This is a genomic window from Bacteroidales bacterium (assembly GCA_029210725.1).
Taxonomy (GTDB): domain Bacteria; phylum Bacteroidota; class Bacteroidia; order Bacteroidales.
In genome coordinates, this window is the sequence record JARGFM010000013.1 from 76529 (window position 1) to 89037 (window position 12509).

At 48.4% G+C, this 12509-nt stretch carries 13 protein-coding genes; 4 read left to right on the forward strand and 9 right to left on the reverse strand.

All coding sequences use genetic code 11. The features are described 5' to 3' along the window. The 6 genes from trpB to P1P86_09070 are packed head-to-tail and all read right to left on the reverse strand — an operon-like array spanning position 1 to position 5658. Positions 1-1182 carry a tryptophan synthase subunit beta gene (trpB, locus tag P1P86_09045; GenBank protein MDF1575321.1) on the reverse strand — a complete coding sequence of 394 codons (1182 nt, stop codon included), beginning with the start codon at positions 1180-1182 and terminating at the stop codon, positions 1-3. A 5-nt stretch (positions 1183-1187) separates the two neighbouring features. After that, positions 1188-1820, reverse strand: a complete 633-nt coding sequence (locus tag P1P86_09050) for a phosphoribosylanthranilate isomerase (GenBank protein MDF1575322.1) — start codon at positions 1818-1820, stop codon at positions 1188-1190. A gap of 30 nt (positions 1821-1850) precedes the next feature. Beyond that, positions 1851-2636, reverse strand: a complete 786-nt coding sequence (locus tag P1P86_09055) for an indole-3-glycerol phosphate synthase TrpC (GenBank protein ID MDF1575323.1) — start codon at positions 2634-2636, stop codon at positions 1851-1853. A gap of 1 nt (position 2637) precedes the next feature. Next, positions 2638-3630 carry an anthranilate phosphoribosyltransferase gene (trpD, locus tag P1P86_09060; GenBank protein ID MDF1575324.1) on the reverse strand — a complete coding sequence of 331 codons (993 nt, stop codon included), beginning with the start codon at positions 3628-3630 and terminating at the stop codon, positions 2638-2640. Beyond that, positions 3627-4229 (reverse strand): aminodeoxychorismate/anthranilate synthase component II, encoded by a 603-nt coding sequence (locus P1P86_09065; GenBank protein MDF1575325.1) that lies wholly within the window; start codon positions 4227-4229, stop codon positions 3627-3629. The genes trpD and P1P86_09065 overlap by 4 nt, the downstream gene beginning before the upstream one ends. Positions 4230-4236: 7 nt before the next feature. Further along, positions 4237-5658, reverse strand: a complete 1422-nt coding sequence (locus P1P86_09070; GenBank protein MDF1575326.1) for an anthranilate synthase component I family protein — start codon at positions 5656-5658, stop codon at positions 4237-4239. Positions 5659-5886: 228 nt separating this feature from the next. On the opposite strand from P1P86_09070, the gene P1P86_09075 reads away from it, so the two are divergent. Then, a complete protein-coding gene (locus P1P86_09075) occupies positions 5887-6642 on the forward strand; it encodes a signal peptidase II (GenBank protein MDF1575327.1) in 756 nt (251 codons plus the stop codon). A 9-nt stretch (positions 6643-6651) separates the two neighbouring features. Here the strand turns inward: P1P86_09075 and P1P86_09080 are convergent, their stop codons facing one another. The 3 genes from P1P86_09080 to P1P86_09090 all read right to left on the reverse strand — a co-directional run bounded on the left by P1P86_09080 (position 6652) and on the right by P1P86_09090 (position 9490). After that, the gene (locus P1P86_09080) at positions 6652-7176 is read right to left on the reverse strand and encodes a hypothetical protein (protein ID MDF1575328.1); all 525 of its coding nucleotides are present in this window, start codon (positions 7174-7176) and stop codon (positions 6652-6654) included. 16 nt (positions 7177-7192) lie between these two features. Continuing rightward, a complete protein-coding gene (locus P1P86_09085) occupies positions 7193-8374 on the reverse strand; it encodes a hypothetical protein (GenBank protein MDF1575329.1) in 1182 nt (393 codons plus the stop codon). Between the two features lie 183 nt (positions 8375-8557). After that, on the reverse strand, positions 8558-9490 hold the full coding sequence (locus tag P1P86_09090; protein MDF1575330.1) for an oxidoreductase: 933 nt from the start codon (positions 9488-9490) through the stop codon (positions 8558-8560). An 87-nt stretch (positions 9491-9577) separates the two neighbouring features. Here P1P86_09090 and P1P86_09095 point away from each other — a divergent pair, with 87 nt between their 5' ends. The 3 genes from P1P86_09095 (at position 9578) to P1P86_09105 (ending at position 12505) form a co-directional block, all read left to right on the forward strand. After that, entirely contained in the window at positions 9578-10870 is a 1293-nt protein-coding gene (locus tag P1P86_09095; GenBank protein MDF1575331.1) for a carboxypeptidase-like regulatory domain-containing protein, read from the forward strand. A 110-nt stretch (positions 10871-10980) separates the two neighbouring features. Continuing rightward, positions 10981-11529 (forward strand): RNA polymerase sigma-70 factor, encoded by a 549-nt coding sequence (locus P1P86_09100; GenBank protein MDF1575332.1) that lies wholly within the window; start codon positions 10981-10983, stop codon positions 11527-11529. Then, entirely contained in the window at positions 11516-12505 is a 990-nt protein-coding gene (locus P1P86_09105) for a FecR domain-containing protein (GenBank protein MDF1575333.1), read from the forward strand. The genes P1P86_09100 and P1P86_09105 overlap by 14 nt, the downstream gene beginning before the upstream one ends. Positions 12506-12509 lie beyond the last annotated feature (4 nt).

Here is a 12509-nt window from a genome sequence, read left to right on the forward strand (position 1 = left end):
TTAAAATTCCAGTCGTTGAATATATGTTTCCATATCCTTGTCGCCCCGTCCTGACAGATTCACCACGACAACATCATCGGCTCCTGCACCAATTTTTTCCAGGCATGCCAGTGCATGGGCGGTTTCAAGAGCAGGTATTATCCCCTCTTTCCTGGTGCACAGAAGAGCTGCCTGAAGGGCTTCATCATCTGTAACTGCATACACAGTGGACCTTCCCGATCTTGCCAGCCAGGCATGAAGGGGCCCGACTCCGGGATAATCGAGTCCCGCCGATATGGAGTAGGGCTCCTCTATCTGTCCATCCTCATCCTGCATCAGCAGGGTCCTGCTTCCGTGAATAATACCCGGGGTGCCAATCAGGGAAGTGGCTGCGGTTTTACCACTGTCCACCCCCAGTCCCGCAGCTTCGGCAGAAATCAAACGCACACGATTATCTTCCAGGTAATGATAATAAGCGCCGGCAGCATTGCTTCCTCCTCCAACACAGGCCAGCAGGAAGTCCGGATAGTTTCTGCCGGTTTTCTCCTCCAGCTGTATCCGGATCTCCTCAGAGATCACTGACTGAAAGCGGGTAACCATATCGGGATAGGGATGCGGCCCCACCACCGATCCAATGATATAATGGGTATCCACAGGGTGATTGATCCAGTCCCGTATGGCCTCGTTAGTAGCATCCTTCAGGGTCTTATTTCCGCTGTGTACCGGAACAACTCTGGCTCCCAGCATGATCATCTTCTTCACATTAGGCGACTGGCGGTCCACATCCAGGGCTCCCATATAGACCACACACTCCATTCCTGTGAGGGCACAAACGGTGGCCGTAGCCACTCCATGCTGCCCGGCCCCGGTCTCTGCAATGATCCGCTTCTTCCCCAGTTCTCTGGCCAGAAGGATCTGCCCGATGGTATTATTGATCTTATGAGCACCTGTATGGTTCAGGTCCTCTCTTTTCAGGAAAACCCGGGTATTATAATGTTCCGAAAGTCTCTCAGCCCTGAAAAGAGGAGTGGGCCTTCCGGCGTAATCTTTCAGTAAGAGCCTGAATCTGCTCTGAAAATTATCAGATCTGATAATATCCAAATAGTTTTCTTCCAGCTCCCTGATGTTTGGGAAGAGCATTTCAGGAATATAAGCACCTCCAAACTCTCCGTAATACCCTCTCTGATCGGCTTTCATGTTCATGTTTTCTATGTTCTCATATGATTGATAAATCCCCTCAAAGCCTCCACATCTTTGATTCCGGGTGACACTTCAAACCTGCTGTTGACATCCACTCCGGTCATTTCAGGGAGATGTATGCTCCGTATAGCTGTTGCATCTCCGGGTCCTATTCCCCCGCTAAGGAAATAGGGGGCCGATACCTGGACCGCCTCCAGCACTTTCCAGTCAAACTTCTTTCCCGTTCCCCCGGCTCCCCTTCCGGCTGAATCAAAAAGGAAATAGTCCACCACCCCCTTGTATTCATTGATCCCGGGATCCTGCTCATGCGGATCAAGCACCTTAATCACATGCACCTTATCCGCCGCCAGGCTCCGGCAATAAGCGGCAGGCTCATTCCCATGCAGCTGAACCGCATCCAGGGCATAAAGCTCGATTTTCTTTTTCACCTGCCCGAGCTTCTCATTTATAAAGACTCCTACCCTCCTGGTTCCCGGTCCGGGAATTCTGAACAGGGCAGGGTCGGGACCAGTCCCCACGAAGCGTTTGGACCCTCGATGGAAAATGAATCCAACATACTCCGGTTCAAGTGCACATACCTGTTCCAGGTTTTCAGGATCGCGCATCCCGCATACCTTAATCTGCAATGGCTCTCTGTTCACCTGTAATTATTTAAACAAGTTCAGTTTATGCTAGGCCTGTAAACTATCTATCAATCTCCTGCAGGCACTGCCCGGGTCGCTCTCTTTCATAAAAGTCTCTCCCATCAGAAATAATTTGTACCCTGCCAACCAGAGTTTCCGGATCTCTTCCGGGCCGGTGAGTCCGCTCTCCGATACGGGGACCACACCGGGGGGCATCTCTCCGATCAGTTCCAGGCTCCTGCCCGTGTCCACGGTGAATCTTTTAAGGTCCCGGTTGTTTACACCCACAAATCTGATCCCCGGATGAAACTTCTCCAGCTCCTTCGAATGGTGTACTTCAAAGAGAAGGTCCAATCCCAGTGATGCAGCCTCCAGGGTCAGATCTTCCACCTCCCTTTGATCCAGGACAGAGGCGATCAGCAATACTATATCGGCTCCATAGGCGCTGGCTTCATGCAACTGGTAAGGATCAATAATAAAATCCTTTCTTAACAGAACCAGCTGAGGATTCGACTCCCTGACTTTCCTGAGGTCCCGGAAGGACCCGCCGAAAAAGCTCCGGTCGGTGAGGATGCTCATGGCGGCCACCCCGGCAGCTTCATAGGCACCAGCCACCTTTACAGGATCTGCTTCCATATTTATGGCCCCTCTTGAGGGCGATTTTCGCTTGAACTCCGCAATAATACCCGGTTTCTTTTCCAGATCCGGCAGGGAAATCCTATTGCAAGGGCGCCTGTAATATGGGAATGTCTTCAGACTGGAGAGTGGTCGTTTCTGTTTTCTTGTCAGGATTTCCACCCGCTTCTGTTCTACGATGGCTTCAAGAATATTCATCTTATTTGTTCTCGATCAGTTTCTTAAATGCGCTGTAAGCAGATCCCGACCGGAGCGATTGCCCTGCCCGTTCCAGGCTCTGCTCCATGCCTGCCGTCTCGTCCATGCAGTACAGGGCCAGCGCAGCATTGGCCACCACTACCTCGTTCTGTGCCTGGCTCCCTTCTCCCTTAAGGATCTTCAGAAAAACGGCAGCGGCTTCCCCGACTGTCGATCCTCCGTATATGTCCCGGGAGGTAACCATCCCCAGCCCGAAATCGGCCGGAGAATAAGTCCGCTCCATGCTGCGGGTAAGCACTCTGAAGCTTCCAGTGAGCGAGATTTCGTCATATCCGTCCAGGGAGTGTATGATGCAGAACTGTTTCTCTGTTTCCTGGTAGAGGTAATGATAAAGCCTGGCGACGTCCAGACTAAAAACCCCAACCAATTGATTATGAGGGTTCGACGGGTTAACCATGGGGCCGAGCATATTAAAGAATGTCTTAATCCGAAGGCTTCTTCTGACAGGCGCTACATTCTTCATGGCCGGATTAAACAGGGGAGCATGAAGGAAACATATATTGCACCGGTCCATCTCCCTCTTCAGCCGGTCCGCATCGCTGCTGAATGCGTATCCAAAATATTCCAGAACATTGGATGATCCGCAGGCCGAAGAAACGCTGTAATTACCATGTTTGGCCACTTTCTCTCCGGCTCCGGCCACCACAAAAGAGGTGAGTGTAGAGATATTAAAGGTATTCTTCTCATCTCCTCCGGTCCCGCAAACGTCGATGGTATTAAATTCTGTCAGATCCACCGGGGTACAGAGCTCCATCAGAGCATCACGGAATCCGGCCAGCTCTTCCACGGTGATGCTCCGCATCAGGTAAACCGAAATAAAAGCTGCAATTTCAGAATCATTGTATTTCCCTTCTGCCATATTCCGCAGAATAATTTTGGCATCCTCCTTTCCCAGGGTTTTGTGATCAAAGAGGTATTGTAGAGTATCTTTCATGCTTTCTCTGTTTCTCTGTGAGTATTCCGGGCATTATTAATCCAGTTCAATATCATTCTTCCCCCATATTCGGTAAGTACCGATTCGGGGTGAAACTGGACACCTCTGACATCATACTCCCTGTGCCTGATGGCCATGATATATCCCTCATCATTCTCCACGGTAATCTCCAGCTCCCGGGGAAGGGTCTGATGATCCACCACCCAGGAGTGATATCGTCCTGCATCAAAGAACTCAGGAACTCCCTCAAAGAGATATTCATCCCCGACCAGCTGCTTCATCTGACCTGTTACTCCGTGATAAACCGTGGACAGATTTGAAATGCTTCCTCCATAGGCTTCGGCTATTGCCTGGTGCCCCAGGCAGACTCCAAGGATGCTTTTACGGGAACCATATGCTCTGATGATATCCAGGGAAAGACCTGCTTCGCAGGGGATACCGGGACCCGGACTGATCAATATCTTATCATAGGCTTCCACCTCCTCCAGAAGAAGCTGATCGTTCCGTTTCACATCCACGGATCGCTTTATCACCCGCTCGATATACTGCACCAGGTTGTAGGTAAAGGAGTCGTAATTATCCAGTACAAGAATTTTCATATCCATGCTAATTTGACAGGTTCATCTTTCCGGCCATCCCGATGGCCGATTTCAGGGCTGCCAGTTTATTATTCACCTCCTGCAGTTCTCCCTCTTCGGTCGATTCAGATACAATTCCGGCACCAGCCTGGTAATAGAGTCTGTGGTCGCGTGATAGGAATGAGCGGATCATAATGGCGTGATTGATATCTCCGTTAAAGCGGATGAAGCCGATGGTCCCGCCATAGAAACCCCTCCGTTTCCGCTCATAGTGGTCGATCAGTTCCATGGCTCTGTATTTGGGAGCACCTGAGAGAGTCCCGGCGGGAAATGATTCGGCCAGGATACGGATGGTATTGGCCCCCTCGCTCAATATCCCTGAGACCTTCGATACCATGTGGATCACATGAGAATAAAACTGGATTTCCCGATACTCCTCCACCTTAACATGAGAAGTGGTTCGGCTCAGGTCATTCCTGGCCAGGTCCACGAGCATCACATGTTCCGAATTCTCTTTCTCATCTTCAGCCAGTTTTTTTGCCAGTTCCTGGTCCTCACGGTCATTTCCTGTGCGCCTGAAAGTTCCGGCTATGGGGTTGATATAGGCTTTCCCTCCCGCTATTACAATCTGGGCTTCGGGAGAGGAGCCAAAAAGCTTGTAACTTCCATAGTCGAAATAGAACAAATAGGGTGAGGGATTTATGGAACGAAGCGCCCGGTAAACATTGAACTCATCCCCGGTAAAATCCTGGGTAAACTGTCTGGAGAGTACAATCTGAAAGACATCTCCCCTGTAACAGTGCTCTTTCCCTGCGGCAACCATGGCCCTGTACTCCTTGTCGCTCAGATTGGAGGACTCTTCACCGGAAGTAGCAAAGGAGTAACTGGCAATATTCCTGTTATGCAACAAAGTGCTTACATGGTCGATCTGACTCCTGCCCCCGTTAACGATGTTTTCAAAAAGCTGCAATTCATTGGTCAGATGATTTATCGCCAGCACAAACCTGAAGAAATTATATCTGATTTCAGGGATATCTTCCTTTTCCGGGATAGTGGACTGAAAACGGATATCTTCAAAATACTGGACAGCATCGAAGGTGCTGTATCCGAAAATACCGTCAGCCATCAACTCCTCTTCTCCGGGATAATCGATGGCAAAGGCCGATAAAAAATCCCTGAGCCGGTCCACCACCTCATTTTCAGGTCCCGCCTGTTCCAAACTGACTTCCCTGCCAGGAAGTGAGATTCGCATCTCCTGGTGATGCACCTGGAATTCAGCGATGGGATCCATGCATATAAAGGAATAAGAATCCTCCTTCCCGTGATAATCAGAACTCTCAAGAAGCAGGGAGTTTGGATATATATCCCTGATTTTCAAGTATATACTCACCGGGGTAATGATATCTGCCAGTATCTTTCGTGTAACTACTTTTACCGGTACCTTGTCCATGAAATGGTTCTTTTTGGGTTAAAAAAAAAGCTTCCCCCGAAGAGGAAGCCCTGATTATTGTTTTGCACAATGTGTCGCTACCTATGCTCCGGTCTGTCGGAAAAAGGAGTGCCACCACCAGTTTGTGCGAATCAAAGTCATCTTTTTCAATTATGAAAGGCAAATTAAAGGAAAGATTTCAATTAATCCAAATTTCACTACATTCGCCTCGCATATCCCTGTATAAATATGATCCGGCTCTATCTCCGAAACATCTCCATTTTCTTTTCTATCTGGCTCGTAGTCATGGTTATATATGCGGTAAGCAAAGGGGTCACGGACCTCGACTTTCTCTGGAAATTCTTTCTGCTTCCTGCTTTTTTCCTGGGATTTCTGGCTGCCCTGAGCACCTTTCTGGGTAAGAGCATACCCGTTAAGAAGGGGATCAACTGGTTCTTTTTGCTGGCTGCCCTGGCTGTGGACCAGGGAGTCAAAGCCTATCTCTTTTCCCTGGATTGGGAGTCCATTTCTATTCCGATCATTGAACCTGTTTTCTTTCTGGAACCTACCCACAATACACTGGGCTCCTACCTGTGGGTGCTCCTGAAACTTAAAGAGGGCTCCCACCTGCTCAATATTATCCTGTTTAGCCTGGCAGGCATCGTCTTCGTTGAGATCTGGAGGTTTTATGTGCACCGAAAACGGAACAGTTTCTGGATCAATGGATTTATCCACCTTTTTCTTGCCGGACTCCTTGCCAATTTGATCGATAACGCTTTCTGGGGGGGATCGCTCGATTACATCACCATCAAACCCTTCTACACCTTCGATCTGAAGGACCTGTATATCACCCTGTGCGAACTCTTTCTGATCACCGAGTTGATCGACAACCGCCTGCTCCGGCGCCTTATCCATATGCCCAAAGACGAGAGCCGGCAGCTGAACCGGGATTTCTTCAACTTTGTGAAGAAAGACTTCGGGATCGGGCAAAAAAAAGAGGAATAGTCCACTGCGTCAGGGCATCTTTCCATCATTCTCAAGCCTTCTTATTAAGAGATGAACCCTTCTAATATCAGCCACCAGGGAGGTGGCAGAAATGGTGGCACCAGAAAGGGCATCCACCTCCTTCCCGAGTGAGAGCTCCTCCCCCTGGTACCCTTTAAATTGAGACAACCATCGCTTCTGGCAGATGGCCGCTCCGTGAGAGGAGCGATATACAGTTATGATAAGGCCCAATACAGTAAGATCTTCCGAGAAAGCAACACTGTAATCAAAATAGTCATACCTTCCCTTTGCCCGGGTCGATAGCAGGTATCCAAGGACTTTCCATTGATTCTTAAACAGGTACATTCGATCCCCATCCATGACCAGGCCTTCATAGGCGGGTTCCCGGACAGGAAGAGGAACGGATTCTGCCAGGAACTCCCCTGCAAAGATCCCGGACACAAATTTCGCCTCTTTTTTTGTTAAAAGTTCAGGGGCCTGTGTGCGGCCCCATGAACAAATAAGCAGAAAACAAAGCGTATAAATATATCGCATTTTTCTTATCTGATTGTTAAAACCACACAGCCACTCCGGCATTAAACTGCCTGTTTATGCTTTCGGAACCCTGATTCCCAAACCACTGAAGATCTGCTTTCAACATCGCACCGGCCGTCAGCTTCCAGCCCAGGCCCAGGGTCAGGTCCCTGCGGCTGAAGCCCGGATTCAGGGGGACTGAAGCTGTGGTGGAGATTTGTGTATTATATTGCTCATAGCGGATGAACGGGATTAATTCCGAATGGATATTTCCGGCCCCGTGGAACAGGTCATAGGCCAGCTCGGCATACCAACCACCCAGCGAGCTGCCCAGGTCGCTTCCCGTATATTGATTGTAGGAGGAGGTATTGGATACCCAGCCCAGGTTGGCCTGCGCACTTAGTCTCAGCCCTTCATACCGGAACCTGGCATCCAATCCGAGCATGGACAATCCCACCACGGATGAATCGGCCGATGCAATGGCCTGGTTATCTGATTTGTCAAGGGCTCCATACAGCGAGGATTGTGTTTGGCCAGTATATCCTGAAAAGCCCAGTTGCAAACCCGGCAGGCCAAAATAATTGATCTTGAAAGTCAGGTTGGGTGAACCGATTATGGACTCGGCCCCTTTTTGCCGCCCCTTTCGGAAACCATTGGAGCCGCTCAGGGTGGCTTCATCATCATATCCTTTAAATCCGTTGACCAGATAGAGCTGGTAAGAGAGTGCCGCCGAAGGGAAAGTTCCGGTGAAACCAGCTCCAATTTCGCGCCAGGTGGAGGGTACAATATATGTATCCAGGTTGGGTCTTTCCACTCCGTTGAAGGTTGACGGCTCATGATATTCGTTGATAATACCCATGGGTACCAGCATCAATCCACCTCTGAGTTTCAGCCAGGGGAGTATCTCATGCTGAAGGAAAGCCTGTTCCACAAATGCTTCCTTTACATGCTCAAACTCGATTTCAGTAATAAACTGGGTTTTCCCGCTAAACTTATATCCAAACATCAAAACAAGACGGTGCACATCCATGATTCCGTTGTTGTAAGTTCCCTGTTGCAGTAACTGGTTATAATCAATTTGTCCATATCCTCCCAAAGTAAGTTTATCCTCCTCCTGCATCATTCTTCCGGCAGTATTGGTCCCTTCCTGGCCATGCAGCCAGACTGGAAAAAAGATCATAAGCGCTAAACCGAAACATATTCCTCCAATTGCTCTCATTTTACTATATTTTTTAAAGTTAAGACACTGCAAATCTATAGCAAATTCGCTGATTGGTAGAATTTTACAGGTAGCTTGAAGAATGATTCTAAATAAAGAAACAGCGTGAGATGATGATAATCCAGCACTTAAGGATTTTACACGACTGCTTATTTAGACGAAAATACCTACAAATGGGTAGGCTCAGAGAGAGAACACGATTCCGGTCAGCTCCTCAGAAATTTCCCAGAGCCTTCCCGACACTTCCCTGGTGACCAGTTTCGGACTCGGGGTGTCGCGGACAGGCCACCCCCGCAATTTCATGAATCCATCCGGACCAAAAAAGGAGCCCGGTTCCACGTCACCGGCAGTAGCCGCATACAGGGAAGGAAGAGCTCCCATCTCGGCAGTCTGGGCCACCAGCCGGTTGGCCATATTAAAGGATCCTGCCCCAAAACTGGAGCCCTTCATGCGGGCACCTTTGGCCTGTAACTCTGTATCCGCATATCCGGGATGGGCCGCAGCGGCTATCACCAATACTCCTGCTTGCTTTATCCTGGCGGCCAGTTCATGAACAAAAAGCAGGTTGGCCAGCTTGCTCATACCATAGGCCCCCCATTTTTTATATCCCTTTTCCCAGTGAGGGTCCTCAAAACGTATTTTCCCCATGTAGTGCGCCAGGCTGCTTACCTGAACCACCCTGGACCGGCCAGTTTTTTTCAGATGTGGCCAGAGCCGTGCGGTAAGTGCAAAATGCCCCAGGTGGTTCACTCCGAACTGCATCTCAAACCCATCGGTGGTCCGCTGGTATGGAATTGCCATCAGCCCGGCATTATTGATCAGCAGATCCAGACCGTCACCTGACTCAGAAAACTTTTGTGCAAACTGTTTTACCGACTCCAGGCTGGCCAGGTCCAGGTGCCACAGTTCGGGTTCCACAAGCGCACCCTCCTCCCTGATCCGGGCCCTGGCCAGTTCGCCCTTATCCAGGTTTCTGCAGGCCATAATTACTTTCATCCCTCTAACAGCAAGCACCTTTGAAGTATGAAACCCAAGTCCGCTGTTGGCTCCTGTTACCACGGCTATCCTGCCCGTCTGTGACGGAATCTGATTTGTGGTCCATCCATTCTTTCTCATAAAATATCCATTTCCAGATAGGGTAAAATACTCCCCGGGCATCTTATTGGCAAAGCAGGTTTAATATAACACTAAAAACAAATAAACATGAAAACTAAAACGAGAAACTCAAGAATTTGGTTCGTGGCAGCTCTTTTGTTCCTGGGAACTTCACTTTACGCCTTTCCCGGCAGTGATAAGGAGCCGGCCGATACCATCAAGTACACATCCTATTATGGTAAGGTAATCGACGCCGAATCAAGCAAGGCCCTTCCCTTCGCAACCATCGAAGCGCTTGGTAGTAATACCGCGACTGTAAGCAACATTGATGGTGATTTCACCATTAAAATTGAGCGGAATGCCAATGTTTCACAGTTGAAAATCTCATATATCGGCTTTCAGAACAAAATCATGGATCTGGGGAACTTTTCAGATCAGCGGTCATTCACGGTTGAGCTAAGCCCCAGCACCATTCAGTTAAAGCAGGTAACCATTCGTCCCAAAGATGCCATGGAGCTAATCAACGATGTCCTGTACAACATCAGGAACAATTATAGTGAGATGCCCATGATGATGCGCGGATTCTACAGGGAGACCATTCAGAGAGGGAATAATTATGTTTCCATCTCCGAAGCCGTTATTGATATTTATAAAGGAAGTTACTCCAATGATTACCAGGTAGACCAGGTGAAACTATTCAAAGGGCGCAAGAGTGCAGATGTGGAGAAAATGGATACCGTCCTGTTCAAAGTCCAGGGTGGCCCCAATACCACCATCCTGATGGATGTGGTTAAAAACCCCTACATCCTGCTTTCCGAGGAGTACCTGAATATTTACAATTTCCGCCTTACCGATGTAATCACCATCGATGACAGGCTTCACTATGTCATCTCTTTCAGTCAGAAGGATTATGTGGATGATCCCTATTACAAAGGCCGTCTCTATATAGAAATGGACAAACTGGCCATATCTGAAGCCGAATTCGAGCTCAATGTGGAGAACGAGGATGAAGCTGCCAGGCTCTTTATCCAGCGTAAACCATTTGGAATGAGAATTATTCCGGAGAGAGCTGTCTACCGGGCGAAGTATACCATTGCTGAGGATCGCTGGTACTTCAGTTATGCGCGTGCCGAAGTGAAGTTCAAGGTGAACTGGAAGAAGAAACTCTTTAACACCACCTATTCCACCATGTCGGAACTGGCTATTACGGATCGTACGTACGAGGGAATTGAGAGATTTATCGGAAAGGAAAGGTTCAAGAGCAATGATATCCTGAATGAGAAGGTTTACGTATTCTTCGATCAGGGATTTTGGGAAGGTTACAACGTCATTGAACCAGATCAATCCATAGAGAGCGCTATCCGGAAACTGAACAGGAAATACCTGAGGCGGAACGGATGATGAATGGCAAGCATCTATCTATATAGCTCAAAGCACTGTCTGTAAGAATTGTGTAACTTTACCATCCCTGTACAGTCGCCCAATGCAGACAGTGCTTTCTAAAAAGAAATATGGTCCTGAAAGAACAACAGCAGCTCAGAAAGATCCGGAAAGGGGATATCTCCTCCTTTGAGGCTCTTTTTCATCACTATTACAGTGGTTTATGCGGGTATGCGGAAAGCCTTCTGGGTCTGAAAGAGGTGGCCGAAGAGGTAGTCCAGGATGTGTTCTATAATATCTGGAAAAACAGGGAGACGCTGCGAATCAGGAATAGTCTTCAAAGTTACCTGTATCGTTCTGTATACAACAACTCTATGATGTACCTCAGAAAGATGAGAAGGGAACACTTCCTGGAAGACCTTTCACAGCCTGAACCCCGGATGGATGCACCGGATCCCTCCCAGATCATTCAACTGGATGAGGTTTCCGGTCTGATTACCCAGACTCTGGGAAAACTTCCGGAAAGGACCAGGGAGATATTCAGATTGAATCGACAGGAAGGATTGAAGTACAGAGAGATAGCCCAGAAGTTGGCCATTTCGGAAAAAACGGTGGAGGCAAATATGGGGAAAGCTCTGAAAGCATTAAGAAACAGCATGGAGAAATATGAGCAGGACTAAAGATATGGAAATGGCCCGCTACCTGGCCGGGGAGATGAATACCAAAGAGGAAATAAACTTTTTAAGTGAATCGGGGAAAAGCCGGGAACAATTGTCAGAACTAAAAAAAATGGAAAAGCACTGGAAATATTTCGATCAGAATCCCTCCCGGAAAAAATGGAATTCTGGAAAGGCCTGGAACCTGCTTTATAAAAAGCTGGAATCGGATGGTCTCCTGGAGGACCGGACCGTTAAGGAGGATCGAAGAACCTTTGTCCCCCTGTTCAGGATCGCTGCAACCATTGCATTGATGCTTGCCATCGGTTTACCGGCACTCTATTTTGGAGTGATTCGTGATTTTTCAGGAGACGGTAACCGGCATTATGTGGCCGAAGAAGGAATGGCCATGGTGGATCTGCCCGATGGCAGCCGGGTCTATCTCAATAAAGGCGCTGAAATCTCCTATTCGAAAGCATTCAAAAACCAGAGGAATATTTCGCTTCTTGGTGAAGCTTTCTTCGAAGTGATGCCTGATCCTCAGAACCCGTTCACCGTTCGATCCGGAGAGCTGCTCGTATCGGTGCTGGGAACCTCATTCAATGTGAAGGGGAAGCCAGCCTCGGATGTCGAGGTCTACGTGAAAACAGGATTGGTGAAAGTATCGCTGGAGGACTCTGACCAGTTTATCTACCTGGAGCCCGAACAATTCGGAGTGCTCGAAAACAAGAATCTTACTTCTTCATTACAGGAGGATCCCAATTATATCTCCTGGAAAACAAAAGATTTTAAATTTGTAAATTCAGCTCTTGCAGAGGTTCTTCAGGAACTGGAAGAGTCTTATCATGTGGATATTCAGACCGGAGATACGGACCTGTCAGAAATGAGAATCACTACTTCTTACAGCGGACAATCCATCAATGCCATCCTGGAAACCATTGGTACAGCCTTTGGCCTGAGTGTCAGTCAAAAAGGCAACACCTATCTACTGAACAAATAAGGCA